Origin of the sequence: Micromonospora acroterricola (genome assembly GCF_003172955.1) — a bacterium.
In the GTDB taxonomy this organism is placed as follows: Bacteria; Actinomycetota; Actinomycetes; order Mycobacteriales; family Micromonosporaceae; genus Micromonospora; species Micromonospora acroterricola.
The window spans coordinates 1-25,482 of record NZ_QGKR01000096.1 but is presented as its reverse complement, the minus strand read 5'-3'; the positions used below and the strand labels follow the sequence as shown (position 1 = coordinate 25,482).

The following is a 25,482-nucleotide window of genomic DNA, read 5'->3' as shown; positions in this document are numbered from 1 at the left end:
GTCGGGGACCGGGCCGGTGGCTGGTGCGCCCCGGCGGGTGCCGGCCCGGCGGGATGCGGCGGGCGTGTCGGCGGTCTGTCCGGTGCCGGTCCGGCGCGCGGTGGTCGACGCGTCGGCGGCCCGGTCGGTGCCGTCTTGGGGCGAGGTGCTGGACCGACTGGTGGTCGACGCGTCGGCGGCCCGGTCGGTGCCGTTTCGGGGCGACGTGCTGGACCGACTGGTGGTGGACGTGTCGGCGGCCCGGCCGGCGCCGGCCCGGCGCGAGCTGGTGGACCGGCTGCTGGGCGATGCCGGTGCCGCCGCACGGGCGGGCTTCGTGGTGGGCGTGGACCGCCTCGCGGCCGTGGACCTGCCCGTGGAGTCGGCCTCGCGGCCGCTGGTGTCGGCCGCGCCCGTGCGGTGGCGACCGGTGCTGAGCCGGCCGGCGGCCGGTGTGCCGGGCCGGCCGCTGCGGCCGCGCCGGGACTCGCTCCCCGGGTCGGCGGCGGTGCCGCCGGGCCGGGCCGGGAGCCCGGGGTCCGCGGGGGTGCCGCCGGGCCGGGACGGGACCGCGGGGTCGGTCTCGGGCGGCGGGTTCGGGGAGGTGTCCACCGATGTGAAACGGGCGGGACGGCCCCGGGTGACGAACGGGAGTGGCCGGCGGTGCGAGCAGGGGCGCTCGCGGCGGCCGGTCTGCGCCTCGAGCGCGACCACACTGGTGCGCACGCCGGACGCGCCGGGTGCTGCGACCGCTGTGCCGGGGGCGGCCGGCCGAGATGACGGCCTGGGCCACCGGCCCGGTCGGCCGCCGCGAGCGGCCTACAGCGAGAGCCTAGCGTCGGTGACATGCGCCACACAATGGGAATATTGAAGCTGATCACGTACCTGGCGTGACAGCCGTTCCTGTCGGACCTCCGGCGTACCGTTGATGTCATGGCGCTCGACATTCCCCGGCTGGACAGCCGCTTCCAGGTCGTCAGTGATTTCCAGCCGGCCGGCGACCAGCCCGCCGCCATCGACGAGCTTGAGCGTCGGGTGCGGCGCGGTGACCGCAACTCGGTGCTGCTCGGCGCGACCGGCACCGGCAAGAGCGCCACCACCGCCTGGTTGATCGAGCGGCTGCAGCGCCCGACCCTGGTGCTCGCGCCGAACAAGACGCTCTGCGCGCAGCTGGCCAAGGAGTTCAGCGAGCTGCTGCCGCACAACGCCGTCGAATACTTCGTCTCGTACTACGACTACTACCAGCCCGAGGCGTACATCCCGCAGACCGACACCTACATCGAGAAGGACTCCTCGATCAACGAGGAGGTCGAGCGGCTGCGGCACTCGGCGACGATGTCGCTGCTCACCCGCCGCGACGTGATCGTGGTGGCCACCGTGTCGGCGATCTACGGTCTGGGCACCCCGGAGGAGTACCTCGACCGGGCGGTCCGGATCGAGGTGGGTCAGGAGCTCGACCGCGACAAGCTGCTGCGCCGGCTGGTCGACATCCAGTACACCCGCAACGACATGGCCTTCAACCGGGGCACCTTCCGGGTCCGCGGCGACACGCTGGAGATCATTCCGGCGTACGAGGAGCTGGCGGTCCGCGTCGAGCTGTTCGGCGACGAGGTGGAGAAGCTCTACTACCTCAACCCGCTGACCGGTGACGTGGTCCGTGAGGTCGACCAGCTCGTCATCTTCCCGGCCACCCACTACGCGGCCGGCCCGGAGCGGATGGAGCGGGCCATCCGCGACATCGAGGCGGAGCTGGCCGAGCGGCTGGCCGAACTGGAGCGGCAGGGCAAGCTGCTGGAGGCGCAGCGGCTGCGGATGCGCACGACCTACGACATCGAGATGATGCGGCAGGTGGGCTTCTGCTCCGGCATCGAGAACTACTCGATGCACATGGACGGGCGGCTGCCCGGCAGCCCGCCGCACTGCCTGCTCGACTACTTCCCGGACGACTTCCTCACGGTGATCGACGAGTCGCACGTGACGATCCCGCAGATCGGCGGCATGTACGAGGGCGACGCCTCACGCAAGCGGATGCTCATCGACCACGGTTTCCGGCTGCCCAGCGCGGCCGACAACCGGCCGTTGCGCTTCGACGAGTTCCTGGAGCGCGTCGGCCAGATGGTCTACCTCTCGGCGACCCCCGGCCCGTGGGAGCTGGAGCAGGCCCAGGGTGAGTTCGTCGAGCAGGTCATCCGCCCGACCGGGCTGGTCGACCCGCAGGTCGTGATCAAGCCGACCAAGGGCCAGATCGACGACCTGATGCACGAGATCAAGCTGCGCACCGAGCGGGACGAGCGGGTGCTGGTCACCACGCTGACCAAGAAGATGGCCGAGGACCTGTCGGACTACCTGCTGGAGAACGGCATCCGGGTGCGTTACCTGCACTCGGAGGTCGACACCCTGCGTCGCGTGGAGCTGCTGCGCGAGCTGCGCAAGGGCGAGTACGACGTGCTCGTCGGCATCAACCTGCTCCGCGAAGGCCTGGACCTGCCCGAGGTGTCGCTGGTGGCGATCCTCGACGCCGACAAGGAGGGCTTCCTGCGCAGCGGTCGGTCACTGATCCAGACCATCGGCCGGGCCGCCCGTAACGTCTCCGGCCAGGTGCACATGTACGCCGACAAGATCACCCCGTCGATGGCGTCCGCGATCGACGAGACCGACCGGCGTCGGGCCAAGCAGATCGCGCACAACGAGGCGAACGGCATCAGCCCGGAGCCACTGCGCAAGAAGATCCACGACATCCTGGACGACATCTACCGCGAGGCGGAGGACACCGAGAACTCGCGGGTCGGCGGCGCGGTGCGCCAGCTCTCCCGGGGCAAGGCGCCGGTGAAGGAGACCCGCAGCCGGAGTCGGGCCGCCGCCACCACGCCCTCCCGGGAGGGGATGGCCCGCGCCGACCTCGCCCAGCTCATCCAGGAGCTCAACGACCAGATGCTGGCGGCCGCCCGCGAGCTCCAGTTCGAGCTGGCTGCCCGGATCCGCGACGAGGTCTCCGACCTGAAGAAGGAGCTGCGCGGCATGGACGCCGCCGGCGTGAAGTGACGACCAGCCCGGCGGCCACGGCCCGCGTACCGCGTGGGCGTAGCCGACGGGGGCACGGGAAGGGCGGTCGGCTTGACGGCGGTGGAACCCCTCGACGGGACTCAACCGGGCCGGGAATGCCGTCGGCGAGCGTAAGGGCAGCTGGAGGCCGGTTTGGCCGGTGAGCGGCGTGATCGGCACGGTTGCGGTGCGCGAGCGTGGTATTGCACTGGGTGATCGTCCTGCGTACTCTCCCTCGGTGGGGAGGCGGGGATGCCGTTGCCAACGAGTCCTGTCATTCGACGTGCGCGGCTCGGCGCCGAGCTGCGCCAGCTACGCCGCAGCGAGGCGCTGACCCTGGAGCAGGTCTGCGACCGGCTGGGCTGGGCCTCGACGTCGAAGCTGTCCCGCATCGAGCTGGGTCAGAGCCGACCGGACCTCGCCGACGTGCTGGACCTGCTCGACGTCTACCAGGTGCCGGCGCCGGCCCGGGACGCGCTGATCGTGATCGCCCGGGACGCCGCCACCAGCCGCGGCTGGTGGAAGACGCTCGGCGAGATGAGCGAGCGGCAGCGCACCTACGCCGAGCTGGAGGCTGGTGCCGCCCACATCGTGGAGTACCAGCCCGCGGTCGTGCCGGGGCTGCTCCAGACTCCGGCGTACGCCCGGTTGCGGGTCGCCGCCGGCGCCCTGCTCACGCCGGAGGTCAATGTGGAGGCCGAGGTGCGCGCCCGGGCGATGCGGCAGGAGGTGCTGCGCCGCGCGGACCCGCCGCGCTACACGGTGGTGCTCGCCGAGGCGGTCTGCGACCCCGGTGACCTGCCGGTCTCGGTGTGGCGCGAGCAACTGCGGCACCTGGTCGCGGTGACCGGGCTGGCCCACGTCACGGTGCGGCTGCTGCCACGCGGGGTGGCCGGCGGCGGGCTGCACCCGCTCACCCCGTACTCCTGGTATGCCTTTCCGGACCCGGCGGACCCGCGGACGGTGATGCTGGAGGCGCTGACCACCGACGTCCGGTTGGCCACCGCGCTCGACGTCGACCGGTACGAGCGGATGACGGAGGCGTTGCTGGCCGCCGCGCTGTCACCGGAGGAGACGGTCACCGCGCTGGCCCGCCGCGTCGGCGAGTGAGGGCACGGGGGTGCCGCGCGACCACCGGGCCCGGCGCCCCCGAGCCCGTCGGGACCGGCGGCCGCCGCGTGCGGTGGGCACGCTAACCGTCGGGTACGACAGCTCCACTCAGGCCGGTACGTCGACGAAGTGCTCGACGACAGGCGGCCCGGCGAAGTGCGGGCCGATCAGCGCGCGCCACTGCTCGAACCGCTCGGTGGCCCGGAAGTTGTCCTCGTGCGCCTCGACCGAGTCCCACTCGACCAGCAGCACGAACCGGGTCGGGGATTCGATCCCCCGGGTCATCCGCACCGACCGGCAGCCGGGCGTCCCGGCGAGCACCGGGTGACCCTGGGCGTACGCCTGGGCGAAGGCGTCCTCGTGTCCGGGCAGTACGTCGATCAGCGCGACCTCAAGCACCATGCCGGACAGCCTCCCACGGTGGGCGGGCCGGGCGGTGTCGTGGGGTCTGTTCCGGCGTCGACGGTGGCCCTAGGGTGGGGGCCCGGGAGGGCACTGTGATGATCGACTGGCTCACCGGCACCGCGTTCCAGTTGGCCGGCACCGGCACCACCTGGGCGGAGCTGCTGGGGTTCGCCACGGGGGTGCTGAACGTCTGGCTGGTGGCCCGGCAGCGGCTCGCGAACTGGCCGGTCGGCATCGCCAACGTGCTGCTGCTCATGCTGCTGTTCTGGACCGCCGGCCTGTACGCCGACGCCGGGCTCCAGGTCGTCTACGTGGCGCTCGGTTGCTACGGCTGGTGGCACTGGCTGTTCGGCGGGGAGCGGCGGACCCGGCTCACGGTGAGCCGGACCGGGCGCCGGGAGTGGCTGACGCTCGCCGTCGTCGGTGTGGTGCTCACGGGTGCGCTCTGGGCCCTGCTGGACCGGGCCACCGACTCCACGGTGCCGCTGCCGGACGCGCTGACGACGGCGCTGTCCCTGCTGGCCACGTACGGGCAGACCCGCAAGCGGGTGGAGAGCTGGTGGCTGTGGATCGCCGCCGACCTGGTCTACATCCCGCTCTACGCGTACAAGGGCCTGCACCTGACCGCCGTCCTGTACGTGGTCTTCCTCGCGCTCTGCGTGCTGGGGCTGCGCGCGTGGCGGGCCGACCTGCGCCGCGCCGCCCGGCCGGCCCCGGTTCCGCCCGGCCCGGCCCCGGTCACCGCATGACCGCCCGGGCACCCGGCCGCCCGTCGGCGCCATCGCCGGCGCGGGCGACCACCGCGGAGTTCGGGCACGGGATGGTGGTGGGGAAGTTCTATCCGCCCCACGCCGGGCACCACGCGCTGATCGCGGCGGCCGCCGCACGCTGCGCCACGGTCACCGTGGTGGTGGCGCCCTCGCGCCGCGAGTCGATCCCGCTCCGGACGCGGCTGGAGTGGCTGCGGGAGGTGCACGCGGACAGCCCGTGGGTCCGGTTCGTCGGCCGGTACGACGACCATCGGGTGGACTACGCCGACCCGGAGGCCTGGGACGCCCACTGCGCGGTGTTCCGCGCGGCGGTGGGCCCGGGGGCGGTGGACGCGGTCTTCTCCTCGGAGGCGTACGGCGCGGAGCTGGCCCGCCGCTTCGACGCCGTACCCGTGTCGGTGGATCCGGACCGGCGGACCCTGCCGGTCTCCGGCACGGCGGTGCGCGCGGACCCGGCGGGTCACTGGCGGTGGCTGAGCCCGCCGGTGCGGGCCTGGTTCGTCCGGCGGGTGGTGGTGGTCGGCGCGGAGTCGACCGGCACCACCACGATGGCCGCGGCGCTCGCCGCGCACTTCGGCACCGGCTGGGTGCCGGAGTACGGCCGGGAGCTGACCGCCCGCAAGCTGGCCCGGTTGCGCGAGCGCTCGCCCGGCGCGAGCGTCTTCGACGTCACCTGGGACCGGGGCGACTTCCGCACGGTGGTCCGTGAGCAGCAGGCGGCCGAGGACGCTGCGGCCCGCTCGTCCGGGCCGCTGCTGTTCTGCGACACGGACGCGCGGGCCACCGCGATCTGGGAGGAGCGCTACCTCGGCAGCGCGTCGGCGGAGGTGCGGGCCGCCGCGCGCCGGCCGGCGCTGTACCTGCTGACCGACCACCGGGGCGTGCCGTTCGCCGACGACGGGCTGCGCGACGGCGAGCACCTGCGGGGGTGGATGACGAAGCGGTTCCGGACCGAGCTGGCCGGGTGCGGTGTGCCGGTGGTGGAGCTGGCCGGCCCGCACGCCGAGCGGCTGGCCCGGGCGGTGGAGGCGTGCGACGCGCTGCTCGCCGTCGGCTGGTCGCTCGCGGACCCGCTCGTCGCACCCGACACGCACTAGCCGCACCCGACACGCACTAGCCTCCTAGGACGCCGGACGCGGTGTGTCCTACGGTATTCCCGGCTGCCGGGTGGCCGGTGACACCGGCTGCCCGGAGTGCGATCACGCGGCGTGGTGGGGAACAATGGTCGTTGAGGAGGGGAGTATTCCCCCGCGACGGAGTCGTCAGCACGGTCGACCGCCGGATTCTCGGCGGCCCCGACCCGGCCCGTCGGTCGCCGCCCTGCTCAGGGCGGCGGCGGAAGAGACCTCCGACAGTCACCAGAGTGAGCGTCAGCGGCACGCCGGCCCCGTCATGGGCGTACGGTGTGCCCGACGCCGCGTGTCTGCCGGAGGAATGAACGTTGGACGTGTCCGGATTGGTGTGGGCGGGGACCCTCGTCGCACTGACTGCGGTTCTGCTCGTCGACCTGTTGATCATCGGTCGGCGCCCGCACGAGCCGAGTGTGCGCGAGTCGAGTCTCTGGGTCGCCTTCTACGTCGGCCTGGCCCTGCTCTTCGGCGTCGGCGTCTGGCTGACCTCCGGGGCGAGTTCGGCCGGGCAGTTCTACACCGGCTGGCTCACCGAGTACAGCCTCTCGGTGGACAACCTCTTCGTCTTCGTGATCATCATGGCCCGCTTCGGGGTGCCCCGGCAGTACCAGCAGAAGGTGCTGCTGGTCGGCATCGTGCTGGCGTTGGTGATGCGCGGCGGGTTCATCGCCGCCGGCGCCGCGTTGATCTCGCAGTTCTCCTGGGTCTTCTACATCTTCGGCGCGTTCCTCATCTACACCGCCGTCAACCTGGCGCGGCAGGGCGAGCCCAACGAGGACGAGTTCTCCGAGAACCTGCTGATCCGGTGGAGCCGCAAGGCGCTGCCGATCTCCAAGGACTACGACGGCGCGAAGCTGACCACGCACTCGGCCGGCCGGCGGCTCTTCACCCCGATGCTGATCGTCATGATCGCGATCGGCACCACCGACCTGATCTTCGCTCTGGACTCGATCCCGGCGATCTTCGGCATCACCCAGGAGCCGTACCTGGTCTTCACCGCGAACGTCTTCGCGCTGATGGGTCTGCGCCAGCTCTACTTCCTGCTCGGCGGCCTGCTCGACCGGCTGATCTACCTGAGCTACGGGCTGGCCGTGGTGCTCGGCTTCATCGGGGTCAAGCTGGTGCTGGAGGCGCTGGCCGACAACAACCTGCCGTTCATCAACGGCGGGGAGCACGTGGGGTGGGCGCCGCACATCCCGATCTGGCTGTCCCTGCTGGTCATCCTCGGCACCCTGCTCGTCGCCACGATCGCCAGCCTGGTCAAGTCCGCCCGGGACCGGCGTCGCGAGCTGGCCGAGGCCCGGGGCTGAGTCGTCGCCGGCCGGGTGCGGGGACGCGCCCGGCCGGTCAGACCCGGTGCACGCCGACCAGGGTGGCGGTCCGGTCGGCCGGCAGCAGCTCCTCGACCACCCGCCGCCGCCGGTAGCAGGCGTGCAGCATCCGCCGGTTCTCGTGGTCGCCGGGGACGGCGGTCACGATGCCGATGTGGTGGATCTTCCGGCCGGGCCGGGCGAAGAAGTAGAGGTCGCCGGGCCGTTCCGCGCCCAGCGGCAGCGGGGTGGTCGCCTGGGCCTGGTCGTCGGCGTCGCGGGGGAGCAGCACCCCGAACCGGCGCCAGGCCAGGTGCACCAGGCCCGAGCAGTCGATGCCGTACGCGGAGAGCCCGCCCCAGACGTAGACCACGTGCAGCAGCCGCTGCGCCACCGCGAGCACGTCGGCGGCGCTGGGCGGCTCGGCCGGCGCCGCGGTCAGCTGGCCGTCGGGCAGCCAGAGCGGCGCGGGCTGACCGGGGACGTGCACCGGCTGCCAGCCGTCGCGCGGCGGACCCGCCGGGACGAGGCGGGTGCCGACGACCACGCCCGGCAGCACGACCGGCCCGTTCGGCGCGGCGCGCAGCCCGGTGACCGTGGCGTCCACCACCAGCGTGCCGCCGGTGACGGCCGGGTCGACGGGGGCGAGCTGGTCGGCGGGTAGCCAGCCCGGGTAGCCCCGCGGGTCCAGTTTCGCGGCCGGTTGCTCGACGGCGACCACCCGTGCCCACCCGTCCGGGCGCAGCTCGCTGATGAGCACCCGCTCGCCCAGCAGCAGTTGGCTCAGCACGCAGTCGCCGACCAGCTGGTCGGTGTCCATGCCGGAGACCCAGGCGGGGATGTCGGCGCGCGTGGCGAGCGCCGGTTGGTCGATCGGACGGACCGCCTCGGGAGCGGTCCACAGTGTCGCCACCGCGACCCGGACGACGGCCTCGCGGCCCGGCTGCAGCTCCACGTCAACCCCCAGCTCGTGTCCGCTCCCGAGAAAGCCTATGAAAGAAACCAACGATCATCAACCGGAGCGCTGCACCTTTGCTTCAGCGAGGCCGGTGATGCCCAGGCCGGGGGCGTCCGGCAGCACCACGGTGGCACCGTCGTAGCGGAGCCCGCCCCGCACCGGTGACCAGGCCAGCCACCAGGCGGCGTCCAGATCGGCGACCGCGGTGGTGCCGTATGCGGCGACCAGGCTCGCCGCCGCGCCGATGCCGATCTGGCTCTCCATCATCGACCCGACCACCGTGCCGAGCCCGTGCGACCTGGCCAGCTCCAGCAGGGTGCGCGCCGCGTGCAGCCCGCCGCACTTGGCCAGCTTGACGTTGACCAGGTCGGCGGCCCGCCGGCGGATCACCTCCACCAGGTCGCGGACCCCGAAGACCGCCTCGTCGGCGAGGATCGGCACGGACACCCGATCGCTGACCCAGGCCAGCCCGTCCAGGTCCCAGCGCACGACCGGCTGTTCCACCAGCTCCACGTCGAGCCCGGCGTCCTCGATGCCGCGGATCACCCGCACCGCCTCCCGGGGCGTCCAGCCCTGGTTGGCGTCGAGCCGGATCCGCACACCGGCGCCGACCGCGGAACGGACGGCCCGCACCCGGTCCAGGTCGCCGGCCGCGTCGGTGCCGACCTTCAGCTTGAGCACGTCGAAGCCGTCGGCCTGCCGCTGCCGTGCGGCCGCCGCCAGGTCGACCGCGTCGCCCGCGGCCAGCGTGACGTCCGTGGGAACCCGCAGGGTGGTGCCGCCGAGCAACCGCACCAGGGGTACGCCCAACCGCCGCGCGGCCAGGTCGTGCAGCGCGACGTCCACCGCGCCCTTCGCCGCCTCGTTGCCCACCACCGCGCGCTGCACCTCGGCGCAGCGGGCCACCAGGTCGTCCGGGTCGCGCCCGATGAGCAGCGGCCCGAGCATCTCCCGTACACACGCCTCGGATGCGCCGACCGACGCGCCGGTGACCTGCCAGACCTGCGGCGCCTCACCGAAGGCGGACCGCCCGTCGCTGTCGACCAGCTCGACGACCAGGGTGTCCACGGTGGTGGTGCGGCGCAGCGCGGTGACGAACGGGGTGTGTAAGGGGGCGGAAACCCGGTGGGTGCGTACCGCCGAGATCGTCATGTGGGGCACCCTATACGCAGGGACGCGGCGGGAGGGGAGACCGGATGAGCGGGCGGGACTGGGAGATGGTGGGCGCGCCGAACGCACGTGACCTGGGCGGCCTGGTCGGCGCCGACGGCCGCCGGGTACGCGTCGGGCGGCTGATCCGGACTCCGGCGCTGGGCCGCCTCACCGACGAGGACCTGCCGGTGCTCGCGAAGCTGGGCCCGGCCTGCGTGCTCGACCTGCGCGACGGCGCCGAGATCGGGGTGGCCCCGCCGGACCGGCTGGTCGGCGAGCCGCGGGTGGTGCACCTGCCGGTGCACGACCCGGAGCACCCGGTCTTCACGTACGTCTCGGCGGTGCTGCTCGGTCACGACCTGAACGCGTACGCGGAGCTGGCCCGGCAGGGCACGGCGGGCGCGATGGCGGAGATCTACCGGTGGTTCGTCACCGGCGAGTCGGCGCGGGCGGGCTTCGCCGAGGCCGTGCGGCTGGCCGCCCGGCCGGAGAACCTGCCGCTGGTCTACCACTGCTCGGCCGGCAAGGACCGCACCGGCTGGCTGACCGCCATCCTGCTGACCGCGCTGGGGGTGGACGAGGCCACGATCCGGGAGGAGTACCTGCGCAACAACGCGCTGACCGACAGCCTGCGCGCGGTGATCGTCGAGGCGATGCGGCGCCGCCAGCCCGAGCTGGACGTCGACGCGGTGCTGCCGGTGCTGGAGGTCCGTCCGGAGTATCTCGACGCCGGCTACCGGGAGGTGCGTCGGGTGCACGGCTCGTTCGACGCCTACCTGCGCGACGGGCTCGGGCTGACCGACGAGACCCTGACGGCGCTGCGGGAGCACCTGCTGGAGTGACCGGCGCCGGGCGGCCCGACCATGTCGGCAGCCATCAGGTGTCGCGGCGCCGGGTCGGGCGCGAGCGGCCTCGCGGGTGCCGGTCAGAGCTGGTGACGGGCGGCCCAGACCTGCGCCGAGACGTGGGCGATCAGCCGGCAGGCGTCGTCCTCGACCTCGTCGCCGCTGGCACCGCCGTCGGCAAGGTCCGTGGTGGTGCAGACGGCGATCAGGTACGGCGGGGCGTCGTCGGGCAGGACCACACCGGCGCCGTGCCGGACGCCGCGTACCCAGCCGTTCTTGTGCGCGATCCGGGTGCCGTCGGGCAGGCCGGCGGCGAGGTCCTCGCGGTGCTCCTGGGCGAGCAGCACGTCCAGCATGGCCGTGCAGCCGGCCGGCGAGGCGAGCCGGCCGGGGCTGGCGGCCCCGGTGGCCAGCGCGCCGAGCACGGCGGCCAGGTCGCGGGCGGTGACCAGGTTGGTGATGCCGGCCTCGCGGGCGGCGAAGTCCTCGATGCCCCGGCCGGTGACGCTGTGCCGGGCCCCGGCCAGCGACCACACCTCGGCCACCGCGGGCAGCCCCACGTGCCCGATGACCAGGTTCGTGGCCAGGTTGCTGGATCGCACGATCATCCGGTCGGCGAGCCAGCGCAGCGACGCCGTGCCGCCCACCCGGTCCCAGACCGCGTCGTCGTTGTCGTAGTGCGGTGCGCAGGAGAACCGGGGCGCGCCGGGTTGGGCCGAGTCGAACTCGTTGACCACCGGGACCGGCGCGTCCAGCTCCAACGTGCCGGCCTCGGCGGCGCGGTGCAGCGCGGCGAGCACCGCCACCTTCATGGTGCTGGCGGCGTAGTGGGTGGCGTCGGCGTGGCGGCTCCAGGTCGGCGGCGCGTCCAGCCGACCCACGTACGCCGAGACGGTGCCGGGCACCCTGTCCAGGTGGGCATCGAGATCATCCCAGGTCATGCGGGTGACCGTAGCCGATCAACGACGGGCCGGCGGGCTGGCCCCGCGTACCCCCGCCCGGACAGCGGACGGGCGCGCCAGCCGCAAGCGGCCGACGCGCCCGGTGCCGGGTGCTGGTGGGATCAGCCGGCGTGCTTGCGGCGGGCCGCCGCCCGACCGCGCTGCTGCTGGTCGAGCACCACCTTGCGGATCCGCACGGCGGTTGGGGTGACCTCGACGCACTCGTCCTCGCGGCAGAACTCGAGCGCCTGCTCCAGCGACAGCTTGCGCGGCGGGATCAGCTTCTCGGTCTCGTCGGAGGTCGACGCCCGCATGTTGGTGAGCTTCTTCTCCTTGGTGATGTTGACGTCCATGTCGTCGGAGCGGGAGTTCTCCCCGACGATCATGCCCTCGTACACCTCGGTGGTCGGGTCGACGAAGAGCTGGCCGCGCTCCTGCAGGTTGATCATCGCGAAGGCGGTGACCGCGCCGGCCCGGTCGGCGACCAGGGAGCCGTTGTTGCGGGTACGCAGCTCGCCGAACCACGGCTCGTAGGACTCGAAGACGTGGTGCAGGATGCCGGTGCCCCGGGTGTCGGTGAGGAACTCGGTGCGGAAGCCGATCAGGCCGCGCGCCGGGACCAGCCACTCCATCCGGATCCATCCGGTGCCGTGGTTGACCAGCTGCTCCATGCGGCCCTTGCGGGTGGCCAGCAGCTGGGTGATCGCGCCCAGGTACTCCTCCGGCGCGTCGATGGTCAGCCGCTCGACCGGCTCGCAGGTCTTGCCGTCGATTTCGCGGGTGACCACCTGCGGCTTGCCGACGGTCAGCTCGTAGCTCTCCCGGCGCATCTGCTCGACCAGGATGGCCAGCGCCAGCTCACCGCGGCCCTGCACCTCCCAGGCGTCCGGCCGCTCGGTGGGCAGCACCCGCAGCGAGACGTTGCCGACCAGCTCCTTGTCGAGCCGGTCCTTGACCATCCGGGCGGTGACCTTGGAGCCCTTGACCCGGCCGACCAGCGGCGAGGTGTTGGTGCCGATGGTCATCGAGATGGCCGGCTCGTCGACGGTGATCAGCGGCAGCGGCACCGGGTTGTCCGCGTCGGCCAGCGTCTCACCGATCATGATCTCGGAGATGCCGGCGACCGCGATGATGTCGCCCGGACCGGCCGACTCGGCCGGCTTGCGCTCCAGGCCCTCGGTCATCAGCATCTCGGAGATGCGGACCCGCTGGGTGGTGCCGTCGGTGCGGCACCAGGTGACCGTCTGGCCCTTGTTGATCGTGCCCTGCCGGACCCGGCACAGCGCCAGCCGGCCGAGGAACGGCGAGGCGTCGAGGTTGGTGACGTGCGCCTGCAGCGGCGCGCCGTCCTCGTACGCGGGCGCCGGGATGGTGTCCAGCAGGGTGCGGAACAGCGGCTCCAGCGAGGTGCTGTCGTCCGGCACCGAGCCGTCGGCGGGCTGGGTCAGCGAGGCGATGCCGTCGCGGGCGCAGGCGTAGACGATCGGGAAGTCGATCTGCTCCTCGTCGGCGTCTAGGTCGAGGAAGAGCTCGTAGGTGTCGTCCACGACCTCCTTGATCCGGGCGTCCGGCCGGTCCACCTTGTTGATCACCAGGATGATCGGGAGTCGCGCCCGTAGCGCCTTGCGCAGCACGAAGCGGGTCTGCGGCAGCGGACCCTCGCTCGCGTCGACCAGGAGCACCACCCCGTCGACCATCGTCAGGCCGCGCTCCACCTCGCCACCGAAGTCGGCGTGGCCGGGGGTGTCGATGATGTTGATGGTGACCGGGTCGGAGCCGTCCGCCGGCAGGTACCGCACGCCGGTGTTCTTGGCCAGGATCGTGATGCCCTTCTCCCGCTCCAGGTCCCCCGAGTCCATCACCCGCTCGGTCGTCTCACCCCGGGCGCCGTACGCGCCAGCCTGCCGCAACATGGCGTCGACCAGGGTGGTCTTACCGTGGTCGACGTGAGCGATGATGGCGACGTTGCGGAGGTCGGTGCGAAGCTGCATACCCTCTATCCTTCCGCCTGCGCTCGCGCAGGCTGCGTCGGGGTCACCCCCAGGTGCCCCTGATCTCTGGTGAAACTGCTGTCCCGGTGGTTCACCCGGCTGGCATGCTGGCTCCCGTGTCCCGGGGGCCTGAGTGCACGATCTGCTGACCATGGTGCAGGGTCTGCCCGCCCTGTGGATCTACCTGGTCGCCGCGCTGATCGTGGCGGGCGAGACCGCGGTGATCTTCGGTCTGCTCGTGCCGGGTGAGGCTACCCTGCTGCTCGTCGGTTTCCTCACCTACAACGGTACCTTGCGGCTCGGCCCGGCGTTGCTCGCGATGATCGCCGCCGCGGTCGCCGGTGACGCGCTGGCGTTCCGCGCCGGCCGGCGGTACGGCTCCCGGCTGCGAGCCGGGCTGGGCCACCGGGTCGGGCCCGAGCGGTGGGGCCGGGCCGACGCCATGCTCGCCCGGCTGGGCGGCCGGGGCGTGTTCGCCGCCCGCTGGGTGGCCTTCGCCCGCACCCTGGTGCCCCGGCTGGCCGGCGCGGCCGGCATGCCGTACCGGCGGTTCGCGCCGTGGAACCTGGCCGGCGTGGTGACCTGGGTGGGCGGATCGGTGCTGCTCGGTCACATCGCCGGTGAGTCGTACGACACGGTCTCGCGGTTGCTCGGCCGGGCCACCGGCGCGGTGCTGGTGTTGCTGGCCGGTCTGGTGGGCGTGGTGCTCGCCGGCCGGTGGCTGGGCCGCAACCCCGACCCGGCCCGGGCGCTGTTCTCCCGTGCCGGCGCGCTGCCTCCGGTGCGCTGGCTCAGCGCCCGCTACGGGGTGCTGTTCTTCCTCGTGGCCATGCGGATCGGGCCGGCCTGGACGCTGCTGCTCAACCTCGCCGCGGGTCTGCTGCTGCTCTTCGCCGCCGGGCTCGCCATCGCCGGCCTGCTCGCCGTCGTGGTGCGCAACAGCGGCCTGGCCGCGCTCGACGGGGCGATCGGCAACTGGTTCGCCGCCCGCAGGACCCCGGACGCCGCCGACGCCGCCATGGCCGTGGTGTCCGTGCTGCGCGGGTGGGTGCTGATCGTCCTGGTGGCGGTGGTGGCGGCGGTGCTGGCGTGGCGCAACCGGCCGTGGCGGGCGGACCTGCTCAGCGTGGTCGGCACGGTCGGCGCGTTCGTGCCCCTGCTGGTGCTGGCCGTGGTGGCCGAGCTGACCGGGTCGCCGGGAGTCGGCGCGGACGGCGGCGAGGCCGTCCCGTTCCCGACCCAGAACGCGGTGGTCGCCGCGAGCTTCTGCACCCTGGCCTGGCTGGTGTCCCGTGGCGCCCGCTGGCCGGTGGCGGTGGCCGCCTGGACGGCCGCCGCAGCGGGGGTGCTCGGGGTCGGCGGCGCCCGGCTCTACCTCGGGCTGGACACGGCGAGCGGGATCGCGGCGGCCGTCCTGCTCGGGGTGCTCTGGACGGTGGTGTTCATGGTCGCGTGGGCCACCCGGGACCGGGCGATGGGCGACCGGGAGCAACCGGTCCAGCCGCCGCAGCAGGGGCCTCGCCGGCCGGCCGAACCTTGCTAGGGTGCGGCGACGGTCACACGGGGGAGGAACGACATGCGTGGACGGACCGGTCGGTTGGGCGCCGTGGTACTCGCCGGGCTCCTGCTGGGGGGCACGATGGTCGGCTGCGCCGACCGGGGCGAGCGCCCGCGGGACGAGGCCGCGCCGGTCGCGGTCACGGAGGCGCCGACGGACGCCCCGGACGACGAGGCCGCCGTGGAGCCGAGCCCGTCGGTGACCGGGGTGGCGTCGATGGGCGTCGCGCCGAGCCGCACCGCCTCGCCGACCCCCAGGCCGACGAAGAAGCCGACCCGCACGTCCGGCCCCGCGCCGAAGCCGCGCGCGGTGGCCAAACCGCCCACCGAGACCAAGGTCCCGCCGGCGCCGCCGAAGCCTGCGCCCAGTTCCTGCAAGCCCAGCTACAAGGGCACCCAGGCGACCCGGGCCGAGGCGAAGGCGGCGCTGGCCGACGCCGCTGCCCGCACCTACTGGCCCACCTCCGCGCCGGAGATCAAGATCCCGCTGGACCTGGTCAAGGCGACCGCCTGGCAGGAGAGCGGCTGGCAGTCCAACATCTACGCCTGCGACGGCGGCGTCGGGCTGATGCAGGTGATGCCGGCCACCGCCACCTGGATGAACCAGCGGTTCGAGCAGAGCTACGAGATCGACGACTACCGGGACAACGCCTATCTGGGCGCCAACTACCTGGCCTGGCTGACCAAGTACATCGGCGACATGTACTTCGAGTCCGACTTCCGGCTCGACGCCGGCCTGTGCACCGCCGAGCTGGACTCGTGTCTGCTCAACGCGGTCATCTCCGCGTACAACTTCGGGCACGGGGCGGTGGCCCAGGAGGGTGAGCCGCTGCGGATCCCCAACCCGTCCTACGTGCGCAACGTGCGGGCGCTGATGACCGAGTGCGTCTGCCTGGGCTACTGAGCACGGTCAGTCGCGGGCGGCGATCGGCTCCGGCGGCGCCGGCACGTCCGCCGCCGGCTCCCGCGTGATCCGGCGGGGCCACCAGAAGCGGTCACCCAGCAGGAACGCCAGCGCCGGCACCAGGACCGTGCGGACCAGCAGGGTGTCCAGCAGGACGCCGACGCAGACGATGACGCCGATCTGGGTCAACGTGATCAGCGGCAGCACGCCGAGGACGGCGAAGACCGCGGCGAGCAGCACGCCGGCGCTTGTGATCACCCCGCCGGTGACCCGCAGCGCGGAGAGCATCCCGTCGCGGGTGCCCGCGCGGCGCGCGTCCTCCCGGGCCCGGGTGACCAGGAAGATGTTGTAGTCCACGCCGAGCGCCACCAGGAACACGAAGGCGAGCAGCAGCACGCCGCTGTCCAGGGCCGGGAAGCCCAGCACGTGGTCGAACAGCAGCCACGCCGCACCGAGGCTCGCGAAGAACGACGCGATGACGGTGAGCACCAGCAGCACCGGTGCGAGCAGGCCCCGCAACAGCAGCACGAGCACCGCGCCGACCAGCAACAGGATGATCGGCAGGATCAGCCGCAGGTCCTTGTCGTTGGCCTCCTCGGAGTCGTACGTGGCGGCAACGCTGCCACCGACGATCGCCCCGGACGGCGCGTCGGCGCCCTCGGGCGCGGGAGGCGCCGAGCCGGGGACGGCGGCGACCGCGTCGCGCAGCGTCTCGATGGTGCGGTCGGAGGCGGTGGTGCCGGGTTCGGAGGCCAGCACCACGTCGACCTGGGCGACCTCCTGGCCGGCGGCGCCGGGGCGGGCCGAGGCGACCCCCGGCACGGTGGAGGCGGCGTCGGTGACCGCCCGCACCGCCGTCGGGCTGGTGAGCACGGCCACCGGCTGGGTGGTGCCGGCGGGGAACGCCCGGGCCAGGGTCTGCGCGCCGACGACCGCCTCGGGCTCGGCCCGGAACTGCTCGGTCTCGGACAGGCCGGTGCGGATGCCCAGCCCGCCCAGCGCCAGACCGGCGAGCAGCAGCGTGGCCAGGACCGCGACCGGCGCCGGGCGGCGTTCCACGACGGCGCCGAGCCGGCCCCAGAGCCGCCCCTCGCGTACCGGGCCACCGACCCGCGGGACGAACGGCCAGAACAGGCCGCGACCGAAGAGCACCAGCACGGCGGGGAGCACGAACAGCGCCGAGAGCATGGCGAAGACCACCCCCGTGGCGCAGGCCACGGCGAGAGCCCGGTTCGTCTCCTGCTCGCTGAGCAGCAGGGTGAGCACGCCGAGCACCACGGTGCCGCCGCTGGCCAGGATGGGCTCGGCCGTCCGGCGCAGCGCGCCGCGCATCGCCGCGAACCGGTCCTCCTCGCCGCGCAGCTCCTCCCGGTAGCGGGCGATGAGCAGCAGGGCGTAGTCGGTGGCGGCGCCGAAGACCAGCACGCTGGCGATGCCGGTAACCTGGCCCTGCTGGAGGGTGATGCCGACGGCCGGCACGATCGTGTCCACCGCGCGCAGCGTGAGCTGCTCGGTGGCCGCGACCACGGCCAGCGGCACGATCCACAGGAACGGGCTGCGGTAGGTGATCAGCAGCAGCAGCGCGACCACGGCGGCGGTCACCGCGAGCAGGGTGATGTCGGCGCCGTTGAAGACCGAGGAGAGGTCGGCGGTGAAGGCCGGGGCGCCGGTCACGTCGACGGCGAGCCCGTCGGGCAGGTCCGCCAGCGCGGCGCGGAGCTGGGTGACCGTCTCGGTGACCTCGTCCTGACCGCCGGCGGTGCTGAGCGGTACGGCGACGAGCGCCACCGTGCCGTCCGGGGAGACCTGTGCGGGGCTGATCTGCCCGCCCACCGCGAAGGCGCGCAGCTCGTCGGAGCGGGCGGCGACGGCGCCCCGGTCGGCGTCGGTCAGCGCGCCACGGTCGCCCCGGCTGACCACCACGATGGCCGGCTGCACCTCGCTGGACGGGAGCTGGTCCTGCAACCGTTCCACCTGGGTCGACTGCCACCGCACGGACAGGCCGCTGGCGGAGACCGGCGCCGGGTTGTCGGGCCGGGGCAACCCGAAGACGGCCGCGCCGACGACGATCGCGGCGGCCACGGTGAGCCAGGCGGCGAGGCGGCCACGGGCGACTCGGGTGACGGCAGACATCAGGGATGCCCCTCGGTCCTTTGATTGCCAAGTATCTTGATAGCCGAGATTATCCAGGGCTGTTCTATGCTGCAACCCGGGGAACGGACGACGGGAAGAAGCGGCGCGAGGTGGCGACTCACGGCATGTACCGGCGGCGCGACACGCGCCGCGAGCGGCTGGTCGCGGAGATCACCAACAACCTCCGGCGGTACGCGGTGGACGCCCAGCAGGTCGGCCACGCGTTCGCCAACCTGCACGGCCTCAACCCGACCGACCTGAACGCGCTGATCGCGGTGATGGACGCCGAGCTGCTCGGCGACCCGATCACCCCCGGCCGCCTCGGTGAACAGCTCACCCTCTCCTCCGGCTCGGTGACCGCCCTGATCGACCGCCTGGAGCGGGCCGGTCACATCCGCCGCGACCGGGACACCCTCGACCGGCGCAAGGTGCTGCTGCACTACGCCGACCAGGGGGCCGCGCTGGCCATGGAGTTCTTCCAGCCGCTGGGCGCCCGTACCGACTCGGTGATGGACCAGTTCGGCGAGGACGAGCTGGAGGTGGTGCACCGGTTCATGACGCGGATGAGCGAGTCGCTGCGGGCGCACCGCGACGCGGTCCGCGCCGCCCGGCCCGAGCCGACCCGCCGCCCCGCGGGCTGACCGGTGCCGGGCCGGCTCGTCGCCCGCCTCGCCGGCGCCGCGCTGCGGCTGCCCGCGACCCGCCCCGGTCCGGTGCGGGTCACCCGCGACATCCCGGTCCGGGCCCGTGACGGCGTGGTGCTGCGTACCGACCACTACGCCCCGGCCGCCCGGGACGCGCCCACCGTGCTGATCCGCACCCCGTACGGGCGGGGCGGCCCGCTGCGGATGCTGGGCCGGCTGCTCGCCGCCCGTGGCCGGCACGCGGTGATCCAGTCCTGCCGGGGCACGGGCGGCTCGGGCGGGACGTTCGCCCCGCTGGTGCACGAGCGCGACGACGGGGCGGACACCCTGGACTGGCTGCGCCGCCAGCCCTGGTGGGCCGGTTCGCTCGGCATGTTCGGGGTCAGCTACCAGGGCTTCGCCCAGTGGGCGCTAGCCGCCGACGCCGGCGAGGACCTGCGCGCGATGGTCGCGGTGGTGACCGCCTCGGCCACCCGGGACTCGACGTACGCGGGGGAGTCCTTCGCGCTGGACACCGTGCTGACCTGGGCGGAGCTGCTGCACGCGCAGACCGTGCCGTGGCTGACCCGGCAGCGGGAGCTCAAGCGCGGGCAGCCCCGGCTGGCCGCCGCGCTGGAGCACCTGCCACTCACCGGAGCGGACCGGGTGGCCACCGGGGTGACGATCCCGTTCTTCCAGGAGTGGCTGCGTCACCACACCCCGGACGCCGCGTACTGGCGTACCCGGGTCTTCGCCGACCGGGTGGCCCGTGTGCGGGCGCCGGTGATCATGGTGACCGGCTGGCACGACATCTTCCTGCCGGCCCAGCTCGACGACCACGCCACCCTGCGGGCCGCCGGCGCCCGACCGCGGCTGGTCGTCGGGCCCTGGACGCACGGCAGCCCCGGCCTGTTCGTGGCCGCCCTGCGCGAGGGGCTGGCCTGGCTCGACGAACACCTGACCGCACCGGGCCGGGCGGGCGAGCGGGCACGCCACGCCGAGCCGTCCGGGTCGGCCGCGGAGCGGGCACGCCGCGCCGGGTCGGCGCCGGTCCGGGTGTACGTGGGCGGCGCCGACGGCAGCTGGCGGGACCTGCCGGACTGGCCGCCGCCGGCGGTCGACACCGCCTGGCACCTGCATCCGGGCGGCGAGCTGGCGGCGCGAGTGCCGGTCCCCTCGCCGCCGGACGAGTTCCGGTACGACCCGGCCGACCCCACCCCGTCGCTCGGCGGGCCGCTGCTGGTGGCCCAGCGGGCCGGCCGCATGGACAACCAGCCCGTCGAGGCCCGCCCCGACGTGCTGACGTACACCAGCGCCCCGCTGGACCGGCCCGTCGAGGTGATCGGCCCGGTGCACGCCGAGGTCCACGTCCGCAGCGAGCTGCCGCACCTGGACGTCTTCGTCCGACTGTGCGACGTGGACCGTCGGGGCCGGTCGTGGAACGTGTGCGACGGGCTGGTGCGGGTCTCGCCCGGGCGCTTCCCGGCCGACGCGTCCGGGGTGCGCCGCGTTCCGGTGCCGCTCTGGCCGACCGCGTACCGGTTCGCCGCCGGGCACCGGCTGCGGGTGCAGGTCGCCGGTGGTGCCCACCCCCGCTGGGCGCGCAACACGGGCACCGGCGAGCCCCTCGGCACGGCGGTGACTCTGCGTGCAGGCTGGCGGCAGGTCCTGCACGACCCGGCGTACCCCTCGGCACTGCGGTTGCCGATCGTCCACTCTGGCTCCTGACGATCTCCAAGGTGAACAGATCCCCCCTGAACTGGGCATTAGCGGTTGAGGCGGGCTATCGTTGGCTCAACGCCCGGCGCCGTGCACCAGTAGGCCGGGCTCGCCCCGCAGCCCCGCACCGCGTACGCGGTGTGACGTCGTGCCCGGCCCCCCGCCCATCGGAAAGGGGGACCCCATGACCCGGGCCCCGGCGAACCTGTTGGCCGTCCGCACCCTTCTGTTGACCCACCTCGACAACGCCCCCGGGCCGGACGACCTGGAGCCGGCGGAGGTCGGCATCGTCGGTGATCCGGCACACCGGGGCGGCTACCACTGTGGATCGGACCGGGTGGTCACCAACGACTACTCGGTGGTGGAGTCACCCCGGGACCGGGCCGGCCTGACCCTCGACGCGGCCGCGTTGGACGTCGGCCAGTTCGGGGTGACCGCTGGCGGCCGGACGCACACCCTGCCCAGCTTCTCGCTCTGGTGCGTGGGGCAGTGCGTCGCGAACGCGGCCGACACCAGGGACATCCGCGAGATCATCTACAGCCCCGACGGAAGCACCGTGAAGCGGTGGGACCGGCTCGGCAAGCGCAGCACCGGCGACAGCTCACACCGGTGGCACACCCACTTCAGCTTCTTCCGTGACGCCATCAAGGCTGGCCGCGACCAGAGGCCGCTGTTCCGCCGCTACCTCAGCTCCATCGGACTCCTGGAGGAGAACGACATGACCCCCGAAGAGCACGCCTGGCTCGCCACCGTCCACAAGAACCTGACCGTGCTGGACGGTCGCAACCCGGTCGGACAGATCTACACCCGGATGGCGCTGGGTGAGGACGCGACCGCGACCAACTACGTGCCGGCGCACCCGACGCTGAAGTCGCTCGGCGCGCAGGTGACCGCCCTGCAGGCGGCGCTGACCGCGTTGTCCGGCCGGGACTTCACCGACGAGCCGGCGATCATCCAGGGCGTGCTGGCCGCGCTGACCCCGGAGAAGATCGCGGCGGCCATCCCGCCCACCATGGCCAGGCAGGTCGCCGACGAGTTGGCCCGCCGCCTGGCCGCCTGAGCCGGGGCGATCGGGCTCGGCCATCCGCAACAGAGGTTACGCAATAGGTGTTGCGCAACTGCTGTTGCGGATGACAGGCTGGGCGGCATGGAGAGCCCCGACGTACGCCAGGTCACCGATTCGCGGGTGCTGGCCGCCATGGCACACCCGCTGCGCCGCCGGCTGATGGACGTGCTCAAGGTGCACGGGCCCTCGACCGTCGGCATGCTCGCCGAGCGCACCGACCAGGCCCCCGCGAACGTCAGCCACCACCTCAAGGTGCTCGCCGCGGCGGACCTCGTCAGCGAGGCGCCGGAACTGGCGCGGGACCGGCGCGAGCGGTGGTGGCGGCTGGTCACCCGGGGGGTCCGCTGGTCCAACACCGACTTCGACGCCGACCCGGCCGCCCGGGCGGTCGCGGACGCCGCCACCTCGCTCAACCTGGACCGGCACGTCGCCCTGGCCCGTGCCTGGCACGCCGCCGACGAGGCGGCGCAGGCCGCCTGGGACGACGGGCCGTTCTCCACCGACCGCTGGCTGCACCTCACGCCGGACGAGCTGGCCGAGCTGGGTCAAGAGATCATCGACCTGCTGGCCCGCTGGGGCGACCGGGAGGTGCCCGACGACGGCCGCGACCGGCAGCCGGTGTTCGTGTTCGCCCACGGCGTCCCGGCCCGGCCGTGACGTCGGTCACGCGCGCCGACCCGCGCCCGGCCCGGCCGGCCGGCGGGCTGCTGCGGCACCGGGACTTCCGGCTGCTCTGGGCCGGCCAGGCGGTGAGCAGCGTCGGCAGCAACGTCACCACGGTCGCGCTGCCGCTGGTCGCGGTGGCCGTGCTCGACGCCGGCACCTTCCAGGTGGCGGTGCTCACCGCCGCGGCCTGGCTGCCGTGGCTGCTGATCGGCCTGCCGGCCGGGGCATGGGTGGACCGGCTGCCGCTCCGGCCCGTGATGGTCGCCTGCGACGTGCTCTGCGCACTCGCCTTCCTCAGCGTGCCGCTGGCCGCCGCGCTGGACCGGCTCACCGTCTGGCACCTGCTGCTGGTCGCGCTCGGCGCCGGCGCCGCGCGGGTCTTCTTCGAGACCGCCGACCAGGTATACCTGCCGGTGCTGCTCCGCCCCGAGCACCTGCCCGAGGGCAACGCGAAGTTGCAGGCCACCCAGACCGCGAGCTACGTCGTCGGGCCCGGCCTCGCGGGCCTCATCGCCCAGCTCACCGGGGCGGTCGCCGCGCTGCTGCTGGACGCGGTCACGTTCCTGCTCTCCGCGGCCTTCCTGCTGCGGATCCGCACGGCCGAGCCGCGCGCCCGGCGGACGGACCGGTCCCGATCGCTGCGCCGGGACATCGCCGAGGGGCTGCGCTTCGTCGTCCGTGACCCGTACCTGCGGGTGATGGCGGTCTTCGGCGCGGCCAGCAACATCGGGCTGATCGGCTACCAGGCCGTCCTCGTGGTCTTCCTGGTCCGCGAGCTACGGCTCGCGCCCGGCCTGGTGGGTGTCCTCGTCGCGGTGATGAGCGCCGGGGGGATCGTCGGCGCGCTGCTGGCCACCGCGCTGGCCCGTCGCTGCGGCACCGCCCGGGCCATGCTGGTCGGGGCGGCCCTCACCGGCCCGCCCGCGCTGCTCATCCCGCTGGCCGCACCCGGCCTCGGGCTGCTCTGGCCGGCCCTCGGCGGCGTGCTGATCGGCCTCGGTGTGGCCATCGGCAACGTGGTCAAGGGCAGCTTCCGGCAGACGTACACGCCGCACCACCTGCTCGGCCGGGTGACCGTGAGCATGCACCTGCTCAACTACGGCACCATCCCGCTGGCGGCCGTGCTGTCCGGTGCCCTCGGCGCGCGGTACGGCGTCGGGACCGCGATTGTGGTGATGACCGCCTGGTTGGCGGTCACCCCGTTGATTCTGTTGATCGGGCCGATCCGGCGGCGGCGGGACCTGCCCGCCGCCCCGGCGGCGTCTTGAGTGCGCTGCGGCGGCGGCCGGGGACCGGCCGCCGCCACCGGCACGGAGCTACATCGGGCGGACGTTGTCCGCCTGCGGACCCTTCTGCCCCTGGGTCACCTCGAACTCGACCTTCTGGCCCTCGTTGAGCTCCCGGTAGCCGCTCGAGGCGATGGCGGAGTAGTGGACGAACACGTCCGGCCCTCCGCCGTCCTGCTCGATGAAGCCAAAGCCCTTTTCCGAGTTGAACCACTTAACCGTGCCGGTTGCCATGCATCTCTCCCTGTTCAAAGCGGCTGACCCTCGGCCTGTGGCCGATGATCGCCCGTACCTGTCCGACAGTAACGGGCGAAACGCCGATCCGCCGGCCGAAGTGCCGTAGGTGTTTGAGTGAAGTCGGGTGAACTCTGCGCGCCGGCACGTGAAACGCGCCCCGATCATCCTCCACTGCGGCATGCTTGCGCCGATGAGAGGAGCCGCAGCCACCGCGCTGTCCGAGCTGGAGCGCGAGATCGACGCGCCCGGCGGCGGGCTGGACCGGCTCCGGCTGGTGCCCACTCCCTTCGTCCCGGAGGTGCGGCTGCACCTGGCCGAGGACGCGATCGTCTGGTGGGCCCGGATGGAGGCGGCCGTCGGGCACGCCCTGCCGCCGCCGTACTGGGCCTCCGCCTGGGCCGGTGGCCAGGCACTGGCCCGCCACCTGCTCGACCACCCGGAGCTGGTCGCCGGCCGGCGGGTGCTCGACCTCGCCGCCGGGTCGGGGCTGGTGGCCATCGCCGCCGCGCTGGCCGGCGCCGCGCAGGTGGTCGCCAACGACATCGACCCGTACGCCGTGGCCTCCGTCGTTCTCAACGCGCGGGCCAACCGGGTGGCCGTCCACGCCACCGGGGACGACCTGCTCGACAGCGCCGGCGCGGAGGCGGACCTGATCGTCGCCGGGGACGTCTTCTACAGCCGCACGATGGCCGACCGCATGTTGCCGTTCCTCCAGCGGGCCGCCGCCGGCGGCGCCGAGGTGCTGGTCGGCGACCCCGGCCGCGGGCACCTGCCGGCGGACCGTCTGACGGTGCTGGCCGACTATCCGGTGCCCACCACCGAACCGTCGGTCGACTCGTCGCTACGGCGCGTGCAGGTGCTGCGACCCGCCTGAGGCCGGGGCAGCCTCAGGGGCGACCCCGATGCGGATACCAGGGGTCGCTGGGGGGTGCGACCTGATGTCCACGGTGGTGCGGGGGCCATAGCGTACGGGGCATGACGCAATGGCTGGCCCAGGTCGGAGAACTCCCCATCCTGCTGCTGATGGGCACGCTCGGGCTGGTCATGCTCTTCGACGCCGTCCCGCTGCTGGGCGTCCTGATCCCCGGCGACGTGGCGATCCTCGCCGCCGTCGGGGTCGGCCGCCCGGCCACCGGGCTCGCCACCTTCACCGCGGTGCTGGTCGGCTGCCTGGTCGGCTGGTCGTTGAGCTTCCTCGTCGGCCGCCGGTACGGGGATCGGCTGCGCCGCAGTCGGATCGGCGACTGGATCGGTGAGGAACGCTGGGCGGCCGCGGAGGGGATCCTGCGCCGCGGTGGTGGCCGGATGGTGGTGGTCGCGCCGTTCCTGCCGGTGTTCAACGCGCTGCTGCCGCTGGCCGCAGGTGGGCTGCGGATGTCGTACCGGCGGTTCCTCGGCTTCGCGGCACTCGGCGCGGCGGCCTGGGCGGGTCTCTACCTGGCGCTGGGCACCGCGTCCCGCTCGCTGGCCGGGCTGCTGCCGGGGGAGTCCAGCCCGTTGCTGGTCACCATGGGGGTCGGGGTGGTGCTCGCCGCCGTGGTGCTGCTGGGCACCCGGCGCCGGCTGCGGGCGGTCACCGGGACGCCGACGCCCTGACCGGGTCGGCCCGACGGCGGGCGCGGGGGTGCGCCCGCACGCTCGGGTGGGTGGTGCGGGGC

At 73.6% G+C, this 25,482-nt stretch carries 22 protein-coding genes and 1 pseudogene; 16 read left to right on the top strand and 7 right to left on the bottom strand.

Going from position 1 to position 25,482, the window contains the following annotated elements; genetic code table 11:
• The 3 genes and pseudogenes from DKT68_RS02660 to DKT68_RS02650 all read left to right on the top strand — a co-directional run.
• Positions 1-850 (top strand): annotated as a pseudogene (locus DKT68_RS02660) (hypothetical protein); the annotation flags it as partial.
• Between the two features lie 62 nt (positions 851-912).
• Positions 913-3,021, top strand: a complete 2,109-nt coding sequence (gene uvrB / locus DKT68_RS02655; protein ID WP_109815837.1) for an excinuclease ABC subunit UvrB — start codon at positions 913-915, stop codon at positions 3,019-3,021.
• Between the two features lie 252 nt (positions 3,022-3,273).
• The gene (locus DKT68_RS02650) at positions 3,274-4,131 is read left to right on the top strand and encodes a helix-turn-helix domain-containing protein (protein WP_109815836.1); all 858 of its coding nucleotides are present in this window, start codon (positions 3,274-3,276) and stop codon (positions 4,129-4,131) included.
• A gap of 108 nt (positions 4,132-4,239) precedes the next feature.
• Here the strand turns inward: DKT68_RS02650 and DKT68_RS02645 are convergent, their stop codons facing one another.
• A complete protein-coding gene (locus tag DKT68_RS02645) occupies positions 4,240-4,533 on the bottom strand; it encodes an antibiotic biosynthesis monooxygenase family protein (RefSeq protein ID WP_109815835.1) in 294 nt (97 codons plus the stop codon).
• Between the two features lie 98 nt (positions 4,534-4,631).
• Here DKT68_RS02645 and pnuC point away from each other — a divergent pair, with 98 nt between their 5' ends.
• From pnuC to DKT68_RS02630, 3 genes are all read left to right on the top strand, one after another.
• Complete coding sequence (gene pnuC / locus DKT68_RS02640; RefSeq protein ID WP_236646684.1) at positions 4,632-5,285, top strand: nicotinamide riboside transporter PnuC; 654 nt, start codon at positions 4,632-4,634, stop codon at positions 5,283-5,285.
• On the top strand, positions 5,282-6,403 hold the full coding sequence (locus DKT68_RS02635; protein WP_236646683.1) for an AAA family ATPase: 1,122 nt from the start codon (positions 5,282-5,284) through the stop codon (positions 6,401-6,403). The genes pnuC and DKT68_RS02635 overlap by 4 nt, the downstream gene beginning before the upstream one ends.
• A 344-nt stretch (positions 6,404-6,747) precedes the next feature.
• A complete protein-coding gene (locus DKT68_RS02630) occupies positions 6,748-7,746 on the top strand; it encodes a TerC family protein (RefSeq protein ID WP_109815833.1) in 999 nt (332 codons plus the stop codon).
• A 37-nt stretch (positions 7,747-7,783) separates the two neighbouring features.
• On the opposite strand, the gene DKT68_RS02625 is transcribed toward DKT68_RS02630, so the two are convergent.
• Both DKT68_RS02625 and DKT68_RS02620 read right to left on the bottom strand, forming a co-directional pair.
• Positions 7,784-8,701, bottom strand: coding sequence for a C40 family peptidase (locus DKT68_RS02625; protein WP_109815832.1), 918 nt, complete (start codon positions 8,699-8,701; stop codon positions 7,784-7,786).
• 57 nt (positions 8,702-8,758) lie between these two features.
• On the bottom strand, positions 8,759-9,856 hold the full coding sequence (locus DKT68_RS02620; RefSeq protein WP_109815831.1) for a mandelate racemase/muconate lactonizing enzyme family protein: 1,098 nt from the start codon (positions 9,854-9,856) through the stop codon (positions 8,759-8,761).
• A 44-nt stretch (positions 9,857-9,900) separates the two neighbouring features.
• Here DKT68_RS02620 and DKT68_RS02615 point away from each other — a divergent pair, with 44 nt between their 5' ends.
• The gene (locus DKT68_RS02615; RefSeq protein ID WP_109815830.1) at positions 9,901-10,698 is read left to right on the top strand and encodes a tyrosine-protein phosphatase; all 798 of its coding nucleotides are present in this window, start codon (positions 9,901-9,903) and stop codon (positions 10,696-10,698) included.
• Between the two features lie 83 nt (positions 10,699-10,781).
• On the opposite strand, the gene DKT68_RS02610 is transcribed toward DKT68_RS02615, so the two are convergent.
• Both DKT68_RS02610 and typA read right to left on the bottom strand, forming a co-directional pair.
• On the bottom strand, positions 10,782-11,642 hold the full coding sequence (locus DKT68_RS02610; protein ID WP_109815829.1) for a serine hydrolase: 861 nt from the start codon (positions 11,640-11,642) through the stop codon (positions 10,782-10,784).
• 122 nt (positions 11,643-11,764) lie between these two features.
• Complete coding sequence (gene typA / locus DKT68_RS02605) at positions 11,765-13,633, bottom strand: translational GTPase TypA (RefSeq protein WP_109815828.1); 1,869 nt, start codon at positions 13,631-13,633, stop codon at positions 11,765-11,767.
• A gap of 133 nt (positions 13,634-13,766) precedes the next feature.
• Here typA and DKT68_RS02600 point away from each other — a divergent pair, with 133 nt between their 5' ends.
• Positions 13,767-15,176, top strand: coding sequence for a DedA family protein (locus DKT68_RS02600; RefSeq protein WP_109815827.1), 1,410 nt, complete (start codon positions 13,767-13,769; stop codon positions 15,174-15,176).
• A gap of 33 nt (positions 15,177-15,209) precedes the next feature.
• Positions 15,210-16,094: a transglycosylase SLT domain-containing protein gene (locus DKT68_RS02595; RefSeq protein ID WP_109815826.1), complete on the top strand. Its 885-nt coding sequence runs from the start codon at positions 15,210-15,212 to the stop codon at positions 16,092-16,094.
• 6 nt (positions 16,095-16,100) lie between these two features.
• Here the strand turns inward: DKT68_RS02595 and DKT68_RS02590 are convergent, their stop codons facing one another.
• Positions 16,101-18,227: an MMPL family transporter gene (locus tag DKT68_RS02590; protein WP_109815825.1), complete on the bottom strand. Its 2,127-nt coding sequence runs from the start codon at positions 18,225-18,227 to the stop codon at positions 16,101-16,103.
• Between the two features lie 125 nt (positions 18,228-18,352).
• On the opposite strand from DKT68_RS02590, the gene DKT68_RS02585 reads away from it, so the two are divergent.
• The 5 genes from DKT68_RS02585 (at position 18,353) to DKT68_RS02565 (ending at position 23,569) form a co-directional block, all read left to right on the top strand.
• The gene (locus DKT68_RS02585; RefSeq protein ID WP_109815824.1) at positions 18,353-18,868 is read left to right on the top strand and encodes a MarR family winged helix-turn-helix transcriptional regulator; all 516 of its coding nucleotides are present in this window, start codon (positions 18,353-18,355) and stop codon (positions 18,866-18,868) included.
• Between the two features lie 3 nt (positions 18,869-18,871).
• Positions 18,872-20,578 carry a CocE/NonD family hydrolase gene (locus DKT68_RS02580; RefSeq protein WP_109815823.1) on the top strand — a complete coding sequence of 569 codons (1,707 nt, stop codon included), beginning with the start codon at positions 18,872-18,874 and terminating at the stop codon, positions 20,576-20,578.
• Positions 20,579-20,753: 175 nt separating this feature from the next.
• Positions 20,754-21,629 carry a hypothetical protein gene (locus DKT68_RS02575; RefSeq protein WP_109815822.1) on the top strand — a complete coding sequence of 292 codons (876 nt, stop codon included), beginning with the start codon at positions 20,754-20,756 and terminating at the stop codon, positions 21,627-21,629.
• 87 nt (positions 21,630-21,716) lie between these two features.
• Positions 21,717-22,292 carry an ArsR/SmtB family transcription factor gene (locus tag DKT68_RS02570; RefSeq protein ID WP_109815821.1) on the top strand — a complete coding sequence of 192 codons (576 nt, stop codon included), beginning with the start codon at positions 21,717-21,719 and terminating at the stop codon, positions 22,290-22,292.
• Positions 22,289-23,569: an MFS transporter gene (locus DKT68_RS02565; RefSeq protein ID WP_109815820.1), complete on the top strand. Its 1,281-nt coding sequence runs from the start codon at positions 22,289-22,291 to the stop codon at positions 23,567-23,569. Before DKT68_RS02570 ends, DKT68_RS02565 begins: the two co-directional genes overlap by 4 nt.
• Before the next feature lie 48 nt (positions 23,570-23,617).
• On the opposite strand, the gene DKT68_RS02560 is transcribed toward DKT68_RS02565, so the two are convergent.
• Positions 23,618-23,821 (bottom strand): cold-shock protein, encoded by a 204-nt coding sequence (locus tag DKT68_RS02560; RefSeq protein WP_007462771.1) that lies wholly within the window; start codon positions 23,819-23,821, stop codon positions 23,618-23,620.
• 181 nt (positions 23,822-24,002) lie between these two features.
• Here DKT68_RS02560 and DKT68_RS02555 point away from each other — a divergent pair, with 181 nt between their 5' ends.
• On the top strand, positions 24,003-24,698 hold the full coding sequence (locus DKT68_RS02555) for a class I SAM-dependent methyltransferase (protein WP_109815819.1): 696 nt from the start codon (positions 24,003-24,005) through the stop codon (positions 24,696-24,698).
• Positions 24,699-24,799: 101 nt separating this feature from the next.
• Entirely contained in the window at positions 24,800-25,420 is a 621-nt protein-coding gene (locus DKT68_RS02550) for a DedA family protein (RefSeq protein WP_109815818.1), read from the top strand.
• Positions 25,421-25,482: the final 62 nt, after the last annotated feature.

Coding starts and splice junctions, on each gene's coding strand:
- uvrB (WP_109815837.1), top strand. CDS start 913: ATGGCGCTCGACATTCCCCGGCTGGACAGCCGCTTCCAGGTCGTCAGT.
- DKT68_RS02650 (WP_109815836.1), top strand. CDS start 3,274: ATGCCGTTGCCAACGAGTCCTGTCATTCGACGTGCGCGGCTCGGCGCC.
- DKT68_RS02645 (WP_109815835.1), bottom strand. CDS start 4,533: ATGGTGCTTGAGGTCGCGCTGATCGACGTACTGCCCGGACACGAGGAC.
- pnuC (WP_236646684.1), top strand. CDS start 4,632: ATGATCGACTGGCTCACCGGCACCGCGTTCCAGTTGGCCGGCACCGGC.
- DKT68_RS02635 (WP_236646683.1), top strand. CDS start 5,282: ATGACCGCCCGGGCACCCGGCCGCCCGTCGGCGCCATCGCCGGCGCGG.
- DKT68_RS02620 (WP_109815831.1), bottom strand. CDS start 9,856: ATGACGATCTCGGCGGTACGCACCCACCGGGTTTCCGCCCCCTTACAC.
- DKT68_RS02615 (WP_109815830.1), top strand. CDS start 9,901: ATGAGCGGGCGGGACTGGGAGATGGTGGGCGCGCCGAACGCACGTGAC.
- DKT68_RS02610 (WP_109815829.1), bottom strand. CDS start 11,642: ATGACCTGGGATGATCTCGATGCCCACCTGGACAGGGTGCCCGGCACC.
- typA (WP_109815828.1), bottom strand. CDS start 13,633: ATGCAGCTTCGCACCGACCTCCGCAACGTCGCCATCATCGCTCACGTC.
- DKT68_RS02595 (WP_109815826.1), top strand. CDS start 15,210: ATGCGTGGACGGACCGGTCGGTTGGGCGCCGTGGTACTCGCCGGGCTC.
- DKT68_RS02590 (WP_109815825.1), bottom strand. CDS start 18,227: ATGTCTGCCGTCACCCGAGTCGCCCGTGGCCGCCTCGCCGCCTGGCTC.
- DKT68_RS02585 (WP_109815824.1), top strand. CDS start 18,353: ATGTACCGGCGGCGCGACACGCGCCGCGAGCGGCTGGTCGCGGAGATC.
- DKT68_RS02575 (WP_109815822.1), top strand. CDS start 20,754: ATGACCCGGGCCCCGGCGAACCTGTTGGCCGTCCGCACCCTTCTGTTG.
- DKT68_RS02570 (WP_109815821.1), top strand. CDS start 21,717: ATGGAGAGCCCCGACGTACGCCAGGTCACCGATTCGCGGGTGCTGGCC.
- DKT68_RS02560 (WP_007462771.1), bottom strand. CDS start 23,821: ATGGCAACCGGCACGGTTAAGTGGTTCAACTCGGAAAAGGGCTTTGGC.
- DKT68_RS02555 (WP_109815819.1), top strand. CDS start 24,003: ATGCTTGCGCCGATGAGAGGAGCCGCAGCCACCGCGCTGTCCGAGCTG.
- DKT68_RS02550 (WP_109815818.1), top strand. CDS start 24,800: ATGACGCAATGGCTGGCCCAGGTCGGAGAACTCCCCATCCTGCTGCTG.